14 protein-coding genes are annotated in these 17,443 nt (G+C 70.2%); 4 read left to right on the top strand and 10 right to left on the bottom strand.

Annotated elements, in window-relative coordinates; translation table 11 throughout:
- Window positions 1-3: 3 nt before the first annotated feature.
- The 3 genes from HNR40_RS56820 to HNR40_RS42920 form a co-directional block, all read right to left on the bottom strand.
- On the bottom strand, window positions 4-3,114 hold the full coding sequence (locus HNR40_RS56820) for an SCO7613 C-terminal domain-containing membrane protein (protein ID WP_184972075.1): 3,111 nt from the start codon (window positions 3,112-3,114) through the stop codon (window positions 4-6).
- 108 nt (window positions 3,115-3,222) lie between these two features.
- On the bottom strand, window positions 3,223-4,203 hold the full coding sequence (locus tag HNR40_RS42925; RefSeq protein WP_312896745.1) for a hypothetical protein: 981 nt from the start codon (window positions 4,201-4,203) through the stop codon (window positions 3,223-3,225).
- 37 nt (window positions 4,204-4,240) lie between these two features.
- Window positions 4,241-5,464 (bottom strand): polysaccharide biosynthesis C-terminal domain-containing protein, encoded by a 1,224-nt coding sequence (locus HNR40_RS42920; RefSeq protein ID WP_184972069.1) that lies wholly within the window; start codon window positions 5,462-5,464, stop codon window positions 4,241-4,243.
- 107 nt (window positions 5,465-5,571) lie between these two features.
- Between HNR40_RS42920 and HNR40_RS42915 the strand changes: the two genes are divergently transcribed.
- Entirely contained in the window at window positions 5,572-6,540 is a 969-nt protein-coding gene (locus HNR40_RS42915; protein ID WP_184972067.1) for an aldo/keto reductase, read from the top strand.
- A 1-nt stretch (window position 6,541) separates the two neighbouring features.
- Here the strand turns inward: HNR40_RS42915 and HNR40_RS56815 are convergent, their stop codons facing one another.
- From HNR40_RS56815 to HNR40_RS42900, 4 genes are read right to left on the bottom strand one after another with little or no spacing between them, the layout of a single operon-like run.
- Window positions 6,542-6,667, bottom strand: a complete 126-nt coding sequence (locus HNR40_RS56815) for a hypothetical protein (protein WP_281395803.1) — start codon at window positions 6,665-6,667, stop codon at window positions 6,542-6,544.
- Window positions 6,637-7,194 carry an RNA 2',3'-cyclic phosphodiesterase gene (gene thpR / locus HNR40_RS42910; protein ID WP_184972065.1) on the bottom strand — a complete coding sequence of 186 codons (558 nt, stop codon included), beginning with the start codon at window positions 7,192-7,194 and terminating at the stop codon, window positions 6,637-6,639. The genes HNR40_RS56815 and thpR overlap by 31 nt, the downstream gene beginning before the upstream one ends.
- Before the next feature lie 7 nt (window positions 7,195-7,201).
- Window positions 7,202-8,422 carry an MFS transporter gene (locus tag HNR40_RS42905; protein ID WP_184972063.1) on the bottom strand — a complete coding sequence of 407 codons (1,221 nt, stop codon included), beginning with the start codon at window positions 8,420-8,422 and terminating at the stop codon, window positions 7,202-7,204.
- A 23-nt stretch (window positions 8,423-8,445) separates the two neighbouring features.
- Entirely contained in the window at window positions 8,446-8,895 is a 450-nt protein-coding gene (locus tag HNR40_RS42900) for a MarR family winged helix-turn-helix transcriptional regulator (RefSeq protein ID WP_184972061.1), read from the bottom strand.
- A gap of 336 nt (window positions 8,896-9,231) precedes the next feature.
- Here HNR40_RS42900 and HNR40_RS42895 point away from each other — a divergent pair, with 336 nt between their 5' ends.
- On the top strand, window positions 9,232-11,556 hold the full coding sequence (locus HNR40_RS42895) for an ATP-binding protein (RefSeq protein ID WP_184972059.1): 2,325 nt from the start codon (window positions 9,232-9,234) through the stop codon (window positions 11,554-11,556).
- Here the strand turns inward: HNR40_RS42895 and HNR40_RS42890 are convergent.
- On the bottom strand, window positions 11,534-12,994 hold the full coding sequence (locus HNR40_RS42890) for an NCS2 family permease (protein ID WP_184972057.1): 1,461 nt from the start codon (window positions 12,992-12,994) through the stop codon (window positions 11,534-11,536). The genes HNR40_RS42895 and HNR40_RS42890 overlap by 23 nt on opposite strands.
- A 68-nt stretch (window positions 12,995-13,062) precedes the next feature.
- Window positions 13,063-14,277 carry an RNA-guided endonuclease InsQ/TnpB family protein gene (locus HNR40_RS42885; RefSeq protein WP_246510296.1) on the bottom strand — a complete coding sequence of 405 codons (1,215 nt, stop codon included), beginning with the start codon at window positions 14,275-14,277 and terminating at the stop codon, window positions 13,063-13,065.
- Window positions 14,278-14,369: 92 nt separating this feature from the next.
- Here HNR40_RS42885 and HNR40_RS55540 point away from each other — a divergent pair, with 92 nt between their 5' ends.
- Complete coding sequence (locus HNR40_RS55540; protein WP_184972055.1) at window positions 14,370-14,576, top strand: DUF2530 domain-containing protein; 207 nt, start codon at window positions 14,370-14,372, stop codon at window positions 14,574-14,576.
- A gap of 69 nt (window positions 14,577-14,645) precedes the next feature.
- On the top strand, window positions 14,646-16,118 hold the full coding sequence (locus HNR40_RS42875; RefSeq protein ID WP_184972053.1) for an alpha/beta hydrolase: 1,473 nt from the start codon (window positions 14,646-14,648) through the stop codon (window positions 16,116-16,118).
- A 117-nt stretch (window positions 16,119-16,235) separates the two neighbouring features.
- Here HNR40_RS42875 and HNR40_RS42870 read toward each other — a convergent pair whose 3' ends face one another.
- Window positions 16,236-17,441 carry an alpha/beta hydrolase gene (locus tag HNR40_RS42870; protein ID WP_184972051.1) on the bottom strand — a complete coding sequence of 402 codons (1,206 nt, stop codon included), beginning with the start codon at window positions 17,439-17,441 and terminating at the stop codon, window positions 16,236-16,238.
- Window positions 17,442-17,443 lie beyond the last annotated feature (2 nt).

Here is a 17,443-nt window from a genome sequence, read left to right as displayed (position 1 = left end):
CGCTTACTTGAGCTTGACCACGGCGTCCTTCAGCCGGACGAGGTCGCGCTTGCGTGCCTCGTACGTGGCGCCGACGACCAGCAACAGCATGCCGCCCACCGCGATGGGCACCCACCGGGGCAGCGCCGTGACCAGCCCGGCGACCCACGGCGCCAGCTCCCGGACAGCCACCGCCCCCAACGTCAGCGCACCGAGCACGGCCGGAGCCTGCAGCCGGTGGCGAGCTCCGGCCACGGTGACCGCGAGCGCCGCCACCCCCAGCAGCAACGACCGCAAGGCTGTCGGCTCGGCCAGCAGACTAGGCCCGAACGTGAACACCAGCCCCGCCCCGTAGGCCTTCCACGACGACCCCCGCCGCCCCCGCAACCAGCCGATCCCCAGCAGCACCAGCGAGAACGGCAGCGTGTAGGCCTCAATGACCGTCACTTCCTCCGCCCACAACCGCATCCAGGAGGACGCCAGCAGGAACCCGGTCCCCAGATACCCAAGGACCGGCACCCTCTTCCACGCCGCCCCCGCCACGGCGACGACCCCCGCCCCGGCGCAGACAAGGCTGGCCGTACGCAGTCCATAGGCGGCAGCAACCGCACCCACCTCGGCAACGGCCAGCAGGCCGGCCAGCACCACACCGGCCACCCCGCCACGCCCCCAAGCACTGGCGCCGGCCGCCACCCCAGCCAGGACGGCCAGCGTCACCATCGTCCCGGTCTGAGTGGCCGCCGCCCCCGCGATGGACAGCACCCCCAACCACACCGCCACCCCGATCGCCAGGTCACCGCCCCGCGCCCACTCCCCACCCGCCGTGAACCGCCAGGCAGCGAGCACCGCCGCCACCACCGTGGCCAGCACAAGCAACCCCAAGCTCACCTGGTACGGCAGGCGAACCGTCACCGGCACCACCGCCACCAGCACCCCAGCCACGACCACCGCAGCCGCCGGCCGAGTCGCCACGACAAGCACCGCCCCGGCCACCACAAGCGCGAACAGCGCAGCCAGCCGAGCCTCCGTCATCGAAGGCGCCCCACCCCAGGGATCGAGCACCCCGGAGAGGTTCGCCACCCCCCGAACCACCACGTCAACCACCGGCAGCACCGCCACCGCAGCCAGCACCACGGCCACAACCCGCCCAAACGCCCAGCCCACCGGCACTCCCCCGACCTGCCGCACGCCCAGACCCGGCTTCGCGTCCCCGGAAGGCTGCGCCTCCGCAGCCTCCTTCGCGCCATCGGCCTGGTGGAGGTCTGAGACCGGCTTCGGCGTGGCGTACCAGCCGATGAGGGCGAGCACCGCACCCGAGGCGAACCCGAGCGCGGCCGAGTCCAGCACCGCGACCCCCAGCCCGTAGAGGACCGCCCACACCAGCCCCGAACCGCTCAGCGCGGCACCGGCCAGCGCGGCCGGACGCCGGTACAGCACCGCCCAGGTCACCAGGAGCACGCCGAGCACCGTGTAGGTCGCCGCCTCCGCCGCCAGCCCCTCGGTCAGCGCGAGCACGGCCGCCGTCCCGGCACCCCAGGCAACGGCGGGATACCTGGTCGCGGCCACGCTGAGCGCTACCGCGACCAGCAAGGGCGCCCCGACCGAGGCCGCGTACACGAGCCCGAAGGCCCCCGGCACCACCAGCAACGCCAGCAGCGCGAGCACGAGCCCGCTCCCGAACACCAGCGCCGAGAGGTCAGAAGCCGAGACCCGAGGCGCGAGCACACTCCACCGGCGAGCGGCCACCACGCACACCACGGCCAGCACAGCCAGGAACACGACACCCGGCCGCGCGAGTGCGACCTGCTCGACCTCCCACCGGGTACCCGCCCAAACCGCCGACACGTTGCGGAACGGCATGAGCAGCGCGTTCAGCACGATCGGCACCAACGGCAGCCCACCCAGCACGACCATGACCCCACCGGCCACGACCCCGGCCCGCCGGATCACCACCGGCAGCCACAGCGCCGCGACCATGACGAGAATCGCCGCGAGCGGGTACGGCAGCAGTTGCCACGAGGAGTTCAGCAACGGCCGCACCGGCGAGCCCAGCGCGAACATCAGGGCCAGCCCCGCCACCCCCAGCGGCAGCCAGCGCATCAGCGGAACAACCCGCATCCCGACGAACACCCCCGCCGCCGCCAGCACCACCAGCAGCCCGGCCGGAGCCCACACCAGATCCCCCACCACTGACTCCACGGCAGCCACGAACAGCGCCCCGAACCCACTGATCCCCAGGCAGATCGCAGCCGTCACCCGAATCTCGGCCCGCTTGGCACGACTCCAGACGGCGGCGTCGAGCAGCGCGGCGGCGGTGAACGCGGCGGCCGTCCCGGTAGCGGTCGAACCGAGCCACATGACCATCGGCACCTGGGCCAGCAGGATCGCGATGATCGGCGCCACCCGGAGCGGCAGCACCCTCCCATACACGGCCGCCCCCGCCGCGACGACAGCGATCACCCCCGCGCCGTAGTCGACCCAGGACAGCCCCCCGAGCAGCCCGACCCGATGCGCCGCGTACCCGTCCAGCGCCATCAGCGCCAAGGCCAGCACCCCGACGGTCTCGGCCGTGGCCGTCAGCCCCCGCTTGAGCAGCAGCGCCGGTACGGCCAGCGCCACCCCGGTCACCCCGACCAGAATCGCCCCCCGCCCGGCGATGCCCAGATACCCCCAGCTCACCACCGTGAACACCACAGCCGCCACGGTCAGCAGAAGCCCGCCGAGGATCAGCAACAGATTCTGCGCAGTCCGCCGAGAAACCTCCGCCGACCCCGCCACCCCCACCGGCACGCCCGGAACACCCGGAGCGCTCGCCACGCCCGGAGCGGCGGCCGCGCCCGGCATGCCTGGCGCACCCGCCACGCCCGGAGCGGCCGCCGCGCCCGGCATACCCGGAACGACGGGCATCCCCGGGACAGCCGTAGATGCTCGCCGTCTCCTGGCCCTTTCCTCCCGGAGCAGCCCGAGGAGGTGCCCGCGGCGCCGGTGCAGTTCGGCCTCTCGCATCCTGAGGTCGGCGAGCGCGGAGTCCACCTGCCACAGCTCAGCCGCCGCAGGCCCGGCCAGGGGCAGCGCGCAGCGCGGGCAGGCGCTCGGGGTGCCGGGCAGCGGAGCCCCGCAGTCAGGGCACGCCATCACCCGGAATTTCCCACTATCAGGATGCATAGTGAGAATGATGCCGCTGCAAGTCAACCCCGCACCTGGGCGAACGTACTCAGACGTACCTGGGTGGTCCTGCTCAGATCAGCGACTACGGCGCGCGATCACCGCGATGACCGCGGTGGCCCCGAGCGCCGCCGCCAGCCAGATCAGGATGTCCTGGCCGCTCAGCCCGCGTTCGTCCTGGGCGGCGGTCTCGGCCGCCGCCACCGACGGCTTCGCGGACGGCGACGGCGTGGGCTTGGAGCCGGCCGAGGCCAGCGCCCGCTCCGGCAACGGCACCCGGTAAAGCGGGCTGCGCACCCCCTCGGACCCGGTCAGCACCGCCTTGCCGTCCGCCGTGTACGCGATCGACTCGGCCTGATCCAGCGGCGGCATCGAGATCTTGGTAATGATGTCGCCGGAAGGCCGGAAAAGCGTGGCGGAGAAGTAGGTCCGCACGACATAGGAGGATCCGTCGGGCGCGTAGGCCGCGTCGGTGGCCATCATGGGCGCGGTGGCGACCTTGCGCAGGATGTTCACGCGTCCGGTGCGCAGCTTCAGGGGCGCCTCGTACACCGCCCCGGAGAACTCCTTGGACACCACCGACAGCCGCCCGGTCCTGGGGTTCACCATGATCCCCTCGGCGTTGCGTGCCCCGTCGGCGTACCGGAACCGGTAGCGCACCGCGGGCACCGTGGCGTCTCTCAGCGAGGCGGGTTCCATCACCTTGTAGATGGAGATGTCCGGCCAGGCGCCGTCCAGGTTGTCCCCGATGTCGGCGAACCACAGCACGCCCCGCCCGGTCGCGGGGTCCTTGGAGGCCGCCATCGCCTCCCAGTCGCGCGCCTGCGCCCCCGACACCCTGAAGGCCGCTTTGGTACGGCCCGCCCCGTCGACCGCGAAGAACTCCGCGGCGGCCGAACTGTCGTTGTGCGTGTAGTAGATCCCGGTGTGCGTGGGCGAGACGGCCAGCCCGCTCGACTCCGTGATCCGCGCGTCGCGGAAGGTGAACAGCTTCTCTTCCGCCTCATCGGCCAGCGCCATCGCCGGCGCCGCAGGCAGCGCGCAGGCCAGCACGGTCACGGCAATCGCCCTAATCCAGACATCCCCCACCCTGACATCATGCCCGCTCCGCGGCCCCGGCCATCCCCACCTGGGCACTGTGCTTGCGGAACCCCCAGCTCTGCAACGCATAAAGCAGGACGTTCACCGCCAACATGGTCACCCACAACCCGGTGATCCCCCACACCCGCGCCACCGGCACAGCCGCGGCGACGAGCAGGCCGTACCCGATCGCGAAGTAGATGAGCGAGACGCCGGCCCGCTTGAGCGCCGACAGCCCGAAACCCCGCACGGCCTGCGCCGCGTCCGCCATCGACGACAGCAGCATCAGCGGCACCAGCGCGAGCACCGAAGCCCGCACCCCGGGGTCGTCGCTGAACAGGCCGGCCAGCGCCGGCCCGGCGAGCAGCAGCGCCAGCCCGCCCGCGGCCGAGGCGCTCACGGCCAGCACCGCCGCGCGCCGGTTGACCCGCCGCACCTCGGCGGCGGTGGCGGCCCGCGCCATCTCCGGCACCGCCGCCTGCGCGACAGCCAGCGACGCCAGGAACGTGAACCCGGTGAGCGTCCCGAGCACCGCGTGCGCGGCGGCCTCGCGCACGCTCGTCAGCGTCGCGGCGAACGTCACCACCCCGAGCGCCCCGAACTTGACCAGCACCGTCCCCGCCATCGGCAGGCTGACCCGGGCCAGCGCGAGGATCTCCGCGACACGGGGACGCGCCTGCCCGATGGGACGGCCGAGCGCGCGGCGCAGGCAGACGTTCGAGACGAGCACGCCGGCCAGCCCGGCCGCGAGCCACGCCACGCCCATCCCGTCGAGCCCCCAGCGCGGCACCAGGACCAGCGTCAGCACGATCACCGTCGCGGTGTTGGCCAGGCCGGACCAGAGCACCTGCCGCGAACGCCCGAGCGCGATGAGCACCGTGTTGGCGCCGCCGTTCGAGGCCAGCACAAGCAGATCAAGCGCCAGCAGGTACGGCAGCGCCCCCAGCTCGGCCACGACCTCCCCGGGCACGCCCGCGACCCCGGCCAGCAGCGGCACCCCGAGCACCGCCAGCGCCCCGACGAGGCCGACGGCCAGCGTCAGCCAGCGCGCGTCGCGCAGGATCGGCACCGCGCGTGCCGGATCGTCCTTGTGCGGGGCGACGAACGGCATCAGCCCGCGCAGCGCCCCGGCCACGGCGGTGGCGGCGGGGTTGAGCACGGCGGTCATGACCGCGAAGGCGGCCAGCGTGACGGGCGCGTGCCGCCCGAGCACCCCGGCGACGACCAGGGAACCCACCATCCCGGTCACCATGGACAGAAACAGGGGAACAGCGGACCGAAGCAGCACCATCACGACGGAAAGTCATCCTAGCCTGGAGTGCACTCCAGCTACCTAGGGTGAAGTCCATGGAATACGTGAACCTGGGACGCTCCGGCCTCAAGGTCAGCCCGCTGTGCCTCGGCACCATGAACTTCGGCCCGTTCACCTCCGAGGAAGACTCCTTCGCGATCATGGACCGCGCCCTTGAGGCGGGCGTCAACTTCTTCGACTCCGCCAACGTGTACGGCCAGTCGGCCGGAAGGGGCGCGACCGAGACCATCGTCGGCAACTGGTTCGCCCAGGGCGGCGGCCGGCGGGAGAAGACCGTCCTCGCGACCAAGCTCTACGGCGGCATGACCGACTGGCCCAACGACAGCCTGCTGTCGGCCCTGAACATCAGGAAGGCCTGCGACGCCTCGCTGAAGCGCCTGCGGACGGACTACATCGACATCTACCAGGCCCATCACGTCGACCGCGGCACGCCGTGGGAGGAGTTCTGGGAGGCGATGGACGTCCTGCGACAGCAGGGCAAGATCGTCTACGTCGGCTCGTCGAACTTCGCCGGCTGGCACCTGGCCAAGGCCCAGGAGGCCGCCCGGCGCCGGAACTCCGTCGGCCTGGTCAGCGAGCAGAGCCACTACAACCTGCTGAACCGGGCGGTCGAGCTGGAGGTGCTGCCCGCGGCCGAGGACTACGGCATCGGCGTGATCCCATGGAGTCCGCTGGGCGGCGGCCTGCTCGGCGGCATCCTGCGCAAGATGGACAAGGGCCGCTCGTCATCCGAGCGGATGCTCGGCGAGCTCGACAAGCACCGCGACAAGATCGAGGCCTACGAGAAGCTCTGCGACGAGCTGGGCGCCGACCCCGCGCACGTGGCGCTGGCGTGGCTGCTCAAGCAGCGCGCGGTGGCCGCGCCGATCATCGGCCCGCGCACGATGGAGCAGTTCGAGGGCAGCCTGCCCGCCCTGGAGGTCACGCTCGACGAGGCGGCGCTGGCCAGGCTGGACGAGATCTTCCCCGGGCACCGGACGGCGCCTGAGGACTACGCCTGGTAGGTCAGGTGACCAGCGCGCCGACGACGACGATCAGCAGCAGAAGGCCGAGCACGATGGGCAGGAGCCAGAAACGGGGACGGTCCACGGTTGTGGAGCCTAGCCGGGCTCCGGCGGTGCGAGCGCCCACTCGGCCAGTGACTCGTACCTCACCTGGGCGCCCAGGGTTGAGCTGACCAGCCGTACGGACTCGGCCCGCCACGGCGAGCCGGTGAATCCGGCCAGCGACTCCACCAGCGCGCTCAGGTCCTGCTCGTGCTTGGCGCGGGCGAGCGTGAGGTGCGGGTGGAAGCGCTTCTCGTCGGTCTCCACCGCGCCCGCCCGGCGGGCTCCGGCCTTGACCGAGTCGGCCAGGCGGGTCATCGAGCCGCCGCTCATCCCCGCCCAGAAGACCCTGGCCCGGCGGACCGATGAGAAGGCTCCGAAGCCGTCGAAGGCCAGGTCGAGGGCGGAGTGGCGGGCCACGGCGCGCGCCAGCCGTACCTGGAGGTCGGGCAGGACGCGCTCGGGCACCTCGCCGAAGAACGCGAGCGTGATGTGCCAGGTGGCGCGGGCGGGCCAGCGCAGGCCCGGCACCTGCCCGACGTGCGGAGCGATCGCCGTCTCGATCTCGTCGAGAACCTCGTCGGGTGGTACCAGAGCCGCGAACAACCTCATGCGGGCATCATGCCGTGGCGAGCACCACGCTGCGGCGCGCGCCGATCATGCGTGTCATGAGCAGCGCCATGCCGGTGCCGGCCAGCACCAGCGCGCCCGAGAGCATGACTCCGACTCTCGGGCCGCCGAACTCCGACAGCAGGCCGACCAGCGGCGCCCCCAGCGGCGCGCCGCCGGTGAACACGAGCAAGTAGATGCCCATGACCCGGCCGCGCATCTCCGGCGAGGTGGCGAGCTGGACGCTGGCGTTGGCAGCCGTGTTGACGGTGATCAGCGCGATGCCGGCCGGGACCAGCAGCGCCAGGTATACCGGGTAGACAGGCGCCACGCCGACCGCGACCAGGAACAACCCGAAACTGATCGCGCCGATGAGCAGCACCTTCCTGCTGGGCTTGGCGCGGCGCGCGGCCAGCAGCCCGCCGCCGAGCGCGCCGACCGCGAACATGCTGGAGGCCAGCCCGAACGACGAGGCGCCCGCGTTGAACACCTCGCGGGCCATCAGCGCGATCGACATCGAGAACGACTGCGAGAACATCGACACGAACCCGATCAGCAGGATCGGCATCAGCAGTTCCTGCTTGCCCAGCACGTAGCGCAGGCCCTCGCGGAGCTGGCCCTTGGCCCTGGGGACGGGCTCGGCGAGGTTCAGCTCCGCCTTCCGCATGAAGATCAGGCTGGAGATGACCGCGGCGAACGTCAGCGCGTTGAGCAGGAAGATCGGTCCGGTCCCGCCCAGCATGAAGATCAGCACACCGGCGACGGCCGGGCCGACCACGCGGGCCAGGTTGAAGATCGAGGCGTTGAGCGCGATGGCGTTGGACAGGTCCTTGCGGCCGACCATCTCGACCACGAACGTCTGCCGGGTCGGCACCTCCACACAGGAGACGAGGCCGAGCGCGAAGGCCATCACGTAGACGTGCCAGACCTGCGCGGTGCCGGTGACCGTCAGGATGCCGATGGTGAGCGCGAGCATCGCCATGATCGACTGCGCGACGACCAGGATGGGCCGCTTCGGGTAACGGTCGGCGAGCACGCCGCCGAAGAGGCCGAACAGCAACATCGGGAGGAACTGGAGCGCGGTCGCCGTACCGAGGGCCGCCGCGCTGCCGTGCGTGAGGTCGAGCACCAGCCAGTCCTGCGCGGTGCGCTGCATCCAGCCGCCGAGGTTGGAGACGGCGCTGCCCGAGGCGAACAGCCGGTAGTTGTGATTCCTGAGCGACCGGAACATCCCGGTCCTGGGTTCCTCAGGTTCTAGATCTTGCTGAGCTTCTCCAGAATCGGGGCCGCCTGCCTGAGCACCGCCCGCTCCTCCGGCGTCAGCTCCTTCAACCGCTGCGTCAGCCAGGCCTCTTTCTGCCTGCGCTCCTCCTTCAGGAGCTTCAAGGCGGCCTCGGTCACGCTCACGGTCACTTGCCGCCGGTCGGTCGGGTGCGGTGTACGCGCGAGCAATCCTCGCTCCACGAGCCCGGCGATCACGCGGGTCATCGAGGGTGGCTGCACCTTCTCGAGCTCTGCCAATTCGCCGGGGGTTATCGCGGAATGCCGTTCCACGGCGGCGAGCGTCGCGACCTGAGTGGGTGTCAGTGAGGCCGCCGTCGCCTGTCGTCGTAGCCGCCTGGTCAGCCGCGCCAGTGACACGCGCAGAGCTGAAGCCAGGCCTGCGTCGCTCCGCAGGTCCATCTTTTGGGTGTTCGTTAGCATGAGTCATTACCTTTGCTAACTATATGGGTACCCAACACATTCCCTCCCGGCCGAAGATCTCACCCATTGATACAGCAGACCAGGCAGAGCATGAAAAAGGGGCGGTGACCCGGGGTGGCTCACCCCTCCAGAGGCCACGCCGGATCACCGCCCGCTGAGACATCCATGCTCCTGCGCGGAGCGGAGGTCACACTCCCACAGGGTGCCGGTACGGCCCGCGTCCCGGCTATCGGTACCCCCTACGGATTTCCCGGCGACCGGCTCCGTCGGCATACGTACTCCACGGATTGCGCGGAATGCCATAACCGATCGTTACCCAATGAATACGATCCGAACATGACACTAGGCACGTTCCGCAGACGGCCAGGAGAGCTCCCCCGCGACGTCACCGCCTTCATCGGGCGCCGGACCGAGCAATCCGAGCTCGCCGCCCTCCTCACCGGCGAGCGCCTGGTGACGGTCACCGGACCGGGCGGCGTCGGCAAGACCCGCCTGTCCCTGCGGGTCGCCGACGCCGTCAAGGAGCGCTTCGCCGACGGGATCTGCCTCATCGAGCTGTCCGCATTGCGCGATCCCGAGCTGCTCCCCCACACCGCGTGCACGGCGCTCGGACTTCCGGAGAAAGCCGGGCAAACGCAGCTAGACACACTCCTGGACCACCTCCAGGAGCGCGACATCCTGCTCATCCTGGACACCTGCGAGCACCTCATCGACGCCTGCGCGGGCCTGGCCGACATCCTCATGCGGGAGACGCCCCGGGTATGCGTACTGGCCACGAGCCGCCAGCCGCTCGACGTTCCCGGCGAGCATACGTATATGATCGCGCCGCTTCCGGTGCCCGACTCCGCCGCCCTCGCCGCCGGGAGCGGGAACGCCATCGAACTGTTCGCCCTGTGCGCGGCCACCGTCGTGCCCGGGTTCCAGCTCACCGAGGCCAACGGCGACCAGGTCGTCGCGCTGTGCCGCCGCCTCGACGGGATGCCGCTGGCGATCGAGCTGGCCACCGTGCGGCTGCGGGCCGTACCGCTGGAGCAGCTCATCGAGCGTCTTGAGGACCGCTTCCGGTTACTGACGGGCGGCCGGCGTACGGCGCTGCCACGGCACCAGACGCTCCGCACCACCATCGACTGGAGCCACGACCTGTGCACCCCGGAGGAACGGGTGCTCTGGGCCAGGCTGTCGGTGTTCGCCGGATCCTTCGACATGGAGGCCGTCGAGGAGGTCTGCGCCGACGACCGGCTGCCGGTCGAGACCGTCATGGAGACGCTGATCGGCCTGGTCGACAAGTCGCTCGTGCTGCTCGCCGACGAACCGGGCGCCCGCTACCGCCAGCTCGACACCATCCGCGAGTACGGCGCCGAGCAGCTCGCCCGCAGCGGCGAGCAGTCCGCCGTGCGCGGCCGGCAGATCGCCCGCTTCCACCGCCTGGCCGCCTACTTCGACGAGCACTTCATCGACGACGACCAGGTGGAGCGTTACCGGGCGCTGCGGCGCGACCACGCCAACCTGCGCGCGGCCATGGAGCACGCCATGCTCCTGCCCGACCCGAACGTGGCCGCCGACCTGATCAACGCGCTCTGGGGCTACTGGCAGATCTCGTGCCTGTACACCGAGAGCCGCTACTGGCTGGGCCAGGTGCTGCACCGCTGCACCGCGCCCTCCCGCCAGCGGGCAAGGGCGCTCGGCGTGCGCGCCTATCTGATCGCCTTCCAGGGCGACCTCGACACCGCCCTGTCCGACTGCGACGAGGCCCTGCCCATCGCCGAGGAGCTCGGCGAGCGGCTGCTGGCCGGGCGCATCCTGCTCTACCGGCACCTGGCGCTCTGTTTCGCCGGACGGCTCGGGGAGGCGGCCGACACCGCCGAGACCGCGCTGAAGATCATGGATGAGGTCGGCGACCGGATCGGGCTGGTCGCCCTCGACGCCCAGGACGGCTACCGCCACCACCTGGCCGGCGAACCAGAGGAGGCGCGGCGGCTGTGCGAGCACGGGCTGCTGCGGCTGGGGCACGACACCGGCGAGCGATGGCTGCGCGGATACCTGTACTACATCACCAGTGCCGCCCTGTTCGGCAAGGGCGACTACGAGGGGTGCGAGGCGGCGGGCCGTACCGCCATCGGGATCAAGACGGAACTGGGCGACATGATCGGCACGGCCTACTGCCTGGAGACGCACGCCTGGCTGGCCGCGGCGCGCGACCGCGCGCAGCGGGCGGCGTGGCTGCTGGGCGCGGCCGACCGGCTCTGGCAGATGACCGGACTACGGCTGAGCGGCACGGTCGTGATGGAGGAGTTCCACCAGAGCGCCACGGGCGCCGTGCTGGCCGCGCTCGGCGAGAAGCGCTTCGCCGAGCAGCGCGAACACGGCGCCCGCACGCCGCTGGAGAAAGTGGTCGACGCCGCGCTCGCCGACGCCGACCGGCTGCCCGGCGGCGCCCCCATGGCCTGCGGGCCCGCGATGGAGCTGCTGACCCGCAGGGAGCGGGAGGTGGCCGTGCTGCTGCGCGAGGGCCTGTCCAACCGGGAGATCGCCGAGCGGCTGCACATCTCCAAGCGGACCGCCGACACGCACGTCGAGCACATCCTGGCCAAGCTCGGCCTGACCTCCAGGGCGAAGGTGGCCGAGTTGGTCGCGGGCGTTACAACCCGATCAGGTCCCTGATCGGGCCCAGCGCGAAGTACACGACGAACAGCAGGGAGACGCCCCACATCAACGGGTGCACCTCGCGGCCCTTGCCCTTCAGCACCTTGATCAGCACGTAGCTGACGAAACCGGCGCCGATGCCGTTGGAGACCGAGTAGGTGAAGGGCATGATCACGATCGTGAGGAACGCCGGGATCGAGACCTCGTAATCGCTGAAGTCGATCTCCTTGATCGCGCTCATCATCAGGAAGCCCACGATGACCAGCGCGGGCGCCGCCGCCTCGTACGGCACCACCTTGACCAGCGGCGCCAGGAAGATCGCGACCAGGAAGAGCAGGCCCGTCACGACGCTGGCCAGACCGGTGCGGGCGCCTTCCGCCACGCCGGAGGCCGACTCGACATAGGTGGTGTTGGAGGACACCGAGCCCGCGCCGCCCGCCGCCGCGCCGATCGAGTCGACCAGCAGGATCTCCTTGGTCCTGGGCAGCTGCCCGTCCGGGCCGATCAGGTCGGCCTGGCGGCCGACTCCGACGATGGTCCCCATCGTGTCGAAGAAGTCCGTCACCAGCAGCGTGAACACCAGCAGCACGGCCAGCAGCACCGACACCCGGGTGAACCCCCCGATGGGGTCGAACTCCGTGAACAGCACCAGCGGGTTCGTGATCCCGAACATGTCGGAGGTGATGTGCGGGACGTTCAGCATCCACCCGCCGGGGTTGTCCTTGGAGAACGCACCCGGACGGAAGAGCAGCTCGACGACCGCCGCCAGCACGGTCGTGCCGACGATCCCGATCAGGATCGCGCCCTTGACCTTACGCGCCACCAGCGCGGCGGTGGCCAGCAGGCCCACGATGAACACCAGGACCGGCCAGGAGGTCAGCTCCCCGGCGATGCCCAGCGTCAGCGGCGGCACCGCGTTGCCACGGACGAAGCCGGAGTCCACGAAGCCGATGAGCGCGATGAACAGGCCGATGCCCACGCTGATCGCGGTCTTCAACTGCGTCGGGATCGCGTTGAACACCGCCACGCGGAACCCGGTCAGCACCAGGATGCCGATGATCACGCCCTCGACGAAGACCAGGCCCATCGCCTCCTCCCAGCTCATCTGGGTGGCGACGCCGAAGGTGACGAAGGCGTTGAGACCGAGCCCGGCGGCCATGGCGAACGGCACCCTGCCGACGACGCCCATGAGAATGGTCAGGACACCGGCCACGAACGCGGTCCCGGCCGCGACCAGTGCGATGTTGGGGCTGCTTCCGTCACCGATGAACTGTCCGTCGGCGTCCGGCTTGGTGGCGATGATGAACGGATTGAGTACCACGATGTAGGCCATCGTGAAGAAGGTGGCGAGGCCGCCGCGGACCTCGCGCGAGAGCGTCGAACCTCGTGCGGTGATGCTGAAGAACCGGTCAAGAGTGCTGTTCACGCGCGAACAGTGACAGGCGTCGCATCGCATGAAAAGCGTAGGTGATCGTATCGAGATGGTATTGGAAGCTACCCTGGATATTGTCAACTGCCTCCGGCTCAAGCCGGGGGCTTGCTCTCACGGTCCCGTCTGGGTGAAGGGAGGCCGGTTGCGTGCGGGGTGTTGACGGACCCCCAGACCGCGACAGCGCGGATCGCGATGTTGCGGGCTGCGATGTGGTCGGCGTGCCCAGCGAGGTCACACCCTTGGCAGACGAACCTTCCACGCGCGGGCCGGTTCTGCCTGCCGACACACCCGCAATCTGGACAGACCTGCGAGGTGTAGCGGGGATCGACCCAAGAGAAGGCGATTCCGGCGCGTGCGGCCTTGTAGCGGGTGAACGCGCTCTGCTGAGCAAAAGCCCAGCCGTGCAGGGTGCGCCGCTGGGACCGGTGAGCCCTTGTCCGGAAGCGAATGCCCTGGAGGTCTTCCAGGGCGATGCCGCGACCGGTGCGTTCGGCCTCACGCACCACGTACTTGCTGATTTGGTGATTGATGTCGGTCATCATCCGGTGTTCTCGACCGGACAGGCGGCGCAACACCCGTCGAGCCGCCGTTGTGCCCTTTGCCTGCAGACGTCGACGTTGGCGATGACGGCGTTCCCGCAGTGCGCGCACGTGCCCGGTCCCGGCGATCGTGCCGCGCAGTGCAGCGCCGGGCAGCACCACGCCGTCGCTGGTGACGGCGAGGTTCGCGATGCCCTGATCCACTCCCAGGAAGCCGTTCACCGGGTCGGCGACGTCTGGTCTGGGCAGGGTGACGGCCACCTGCAGCAGCCATACCCCGTCCCGGCAAACCAGGTCAACCTCGCCCAGCGGCAACGTCTGGACCGCCGTCACATCGCTCTCGCGGCCGGTATAGCCGACCGCGACCCGGCCGGTGGGGGTCCACAGCGAGACCGTTCTGGCATCCCGGTTCCAGGACAGCATGCGCGCGTCGAACGGCACCGCGCCCTGTCCCCGAAATACATGCGGTCGCTTCTTGGTCGCACGGCGGTTGGCGTAGGCGGCGGCAACCCGGGCGATCGCCCGGCACGCGGCTTGCGCCCCCAGTCCGGTGATCTGGGCGCGCGCCGAGTAGTAGGCCAGCCGATGCAACGCCCCGATCGCGAAGATCCGGTGGTGCCAGGCAATCCGCGAGATGAGAGTGGCCGCCGCGTTGCATGCCGCCACCGCGCCCGCCAATGCGGCGCCCTGCTCCGCGGTGGGCGAAAGCCGTACTTGGACTACGGACGGCAGGCCCGCGCGTTTGATCTCAGACCGGCCCAGAGCCATCACGAACCTCCCGTCACAAACGCATCAGGCAACACACAGATTACCGACAGTCACCAATTTTTCCCATACTATTTTCGAAAGGTGCGCCGCTAGTGACACGTGAATGGCGCCCAGAACCGGAACCGATCAAGACCAATGATCCGGCCGCCATCGCCGTGGGCACCGCGCTCTGGGCGGTCGCGCTCGTCGTTCTGCTGATCTTCCGGCCCGCGCCCGAGAACACCTGGTGGATCTGGACCTGCCTGACCGGCGCCGGGTTCGGCCTGTTCGGGATCTGGTTTGTCAGGCGCAGGCGTTGACATAAGTCACCCGCAACTACTGGCATCTCCCACTACCTGGGCAAATCCGGTCTGACCATGCTTGAAGGCATGAAGAAGACCTTGACGACGACCCTCCTGCTCGCGACGGCCCTCACCGCATGCAGCACCGCGGCCAAGCCGGAACCGGCCCCCGTCGCGAAGAAGCAGGAGACCGGGGCCGTCGCCTGGGCCCCCTGCACCGACCTGACCGGGCCCGACGGCAAGCCCCTGAAGGACGCCTCCCTGGAGTGCGGCAAGCTCCCCGTCCCCCTCGACTACGCGAAACCGGACGGCGAAAAGCTCGACCTGGCCCTCATCCGGATCAAGGCGACCGGCGACAGGCTCGGCTCCCTGGTCTTCAACTTCGGCGGCCCCGGCGGCTCCGGCGTCGACACCCTCGGCCTGGCCTCGAAGGCGTTCGCCAGCCTCGGCACCCGCTACGACCTGGTCAGCTTCGACCCGCGCGGCGTCGACCGCAGCTCCGGCGTCAAGTGCGGCGACCTCAACAAGTTCGCCTCCGTCTCCCCGCAGTCCGCCGACTTCGAGCGCATGATGAAGGAGTTCGCCAAGGCCTGCGCCGCCGAGTCCGGCAAGATCCTCCCCCACGTGGGCACCGCCAACGCCGCCGAGGACCTCGACCGCATCCGCATCGCCGTGGGCGACGAAAAGCTCAACTACTTCGGCCTCTCGTACGGCACGCAACTCGGCGCCGTCTACGCCACCAAGCACCCCAAGAACGTCGGCCGCTTCGTCCTCGACGCCGCCCTGGACCCCTCGGTCAGCTTCAAGGAGCGGGCCGTCACCCAGGCCAAGGGCTTCAAGCAGGCCTTCGACGCCTTCGCCAAGGACTGCGTCGCCCAGACCTGCGACCTCGGCGCCACCCCCGCCGCCGTCCAGAAGGATCTCCAGATCTTCCTGAAGGCCCTGGACGAGAAGCCCGTCAAGGTGGGCGACCGCGAACTCACCGGCGGCCTGGCCCAGACCGGCGTCATCGCCTCCCTCTACTCCAAGATGAGCTGGCCGGTGCTTGAGCAGGCCGTCGCGGCGGCCAAGAAGGGCAACGGCGAAGCGCTCCTGAGCATGGCCGACCTCTACACCGGCCGCCGGCCCGACGGCACGTACAACACCATGATGACCAGCCTCCAGGCCATCAACTGCGTCGACAGCCCCGAACGGCCCACCGACGCCGACATCGCCGACGTGAAGAAGGCCACGCTCGCGGTGAACCCGATGATGGAGAACGGCGGGCTCTCCGTCATCTGCCGCTACTGGCCGGTGCACGGCACCAACGACGACGCCAAGCGCGTCGACGCCACCGGTTCGGCCCCGATCGTGGTGGTGGGCGGCAAGGGCGACCCGGCCACGCCGTACGAGTGGGCGCCCCGCCTTGCCGCCAGCCTCAAGACCGGCGTCATGCTGACGTACGAGGGTGAGGGGCACGGCGCGTACCTGAGTGGCAGCAGCTGCGTGACCCGCGCCATCGACACCTACCTCCTCAACGGCACCCTCCCCCAGAAGAACGCCACCTGCCCCGCCACCTGACCCGACTCTTCTCCACGAGCGGCCCCACGGGGGCGAGCCGCTAACCCGATGCCCCTCCCACCCAGGGAGGGGCATCCTGTCTGGGGGTGAACGCGTTGATGCGGTGCGCTGATCGCCCTATTTCAGGGCGTGTTCCATGAGGAATCCTTGGACGTGCGGTCGCATGATCTGCGAACCCCAGCTGCCCCACTGGCCGGTGAAGTTGTGCTCGGCCCACGGAATGGTCACCGCGGTGGCGGGCACGCCCGCGGCGTTGAGCTTGCCGGCCAGGGCGGCTGCCTGCGGGGCCGGGATCATGTGATCGCGGTCACCCTGGATGAGCAGGGTGGGCGGCAGACCGGCACGGACGTGGTTGATCGCCGAGGCCAGGTCGTAGCGGGCGCGTTGTGAGTCGAGATCGCCGCCGAGGAAATCGGTGGTGGCGCTCGCGGCGAGTCCGGGCAGGCCGTTGCCGTTCAGGAGGGCGGGCAGATCGGTCGGCGCGTACCAGCCCATGACCGATTTCACCGGGGCCTCCGGCACTGCGCAGGAGGGCCGGAAGCGCTGGTCGCCGACGGTGTAGGCGGCCAGCAGCGCGAGCTGGCCGCCGGCGGAGTCACCGGCGATCGACACGTTCGCGGTGGCTATGCCGTACTGGCCGGCTTTGGTTCTGACCCAGCCGAGTGCGCATTTGACGTCGCCGACCGCGTCCTGCCAGCGTGGCGGGGGCGCGAGCCGGTAGTCGATGGAGAAGACGGTCACGCCCTGGTCGGCCATCCATGCGAACCACGGGGCGCTGTCGGCGCGGGTGCCGGAGTTCCAGGAGCCGCCGTGGACGTAGACCAGCGTGGGCTTGCTCGCGGCCGGTTGCCGGGGTCGGTAGACGTCGACCTGGAGGTTCTGGCCCTGGACGGTGGCATAGGTCGCGGTCGTGGTGGGCGAGGGTGTGGGCGCCGCGGCGAACTGCTGCGACCAGGACACCTCGGCGGTCCGGGAGGCCGCAGCCCACGGCACGGTGATCATGAGTACGGCCAGCACGGTGGCCAGGAGGCTGGTGGTGAGCAGGGCGCGGCGGCGGGAGCGCCATGCCCAAACGGCGATCACCGCCGTGATGAGCACCGAGCCGATCAGCGTGCTGGTCAACCAGGGGATGAACAGCGCCGTCACCCCGATCACGTCCTGTAGCGGGGAGATCGGCAGCCGGGGCGCGAAGAACGCGAGCCCCAGCATCGTGACCAGACCGCACAGCGCCCAGGCCGGCACGAGAACGACACTTCGCCAGCGGCTCCTGCGCCGGGCCGGCGTCACGGGCAGCCGTTCGGCGCGGTCGATGGTTCGCAACATGG

Origin of the sequence: Nonomuraea endophytica (genome assembly GCF_014203235.1) — a bacterium.
Classification (GTDB): domain Bacteria; phylum Actinomycetota; class Actinomycetes; order Streptosporangiales; family Streptosporangiaceae; genus Nonomuraea; species Nonomuraea endophytica.
This window is presented reverse-complemented; position numbering and strand designations above follow the sequence as displayed.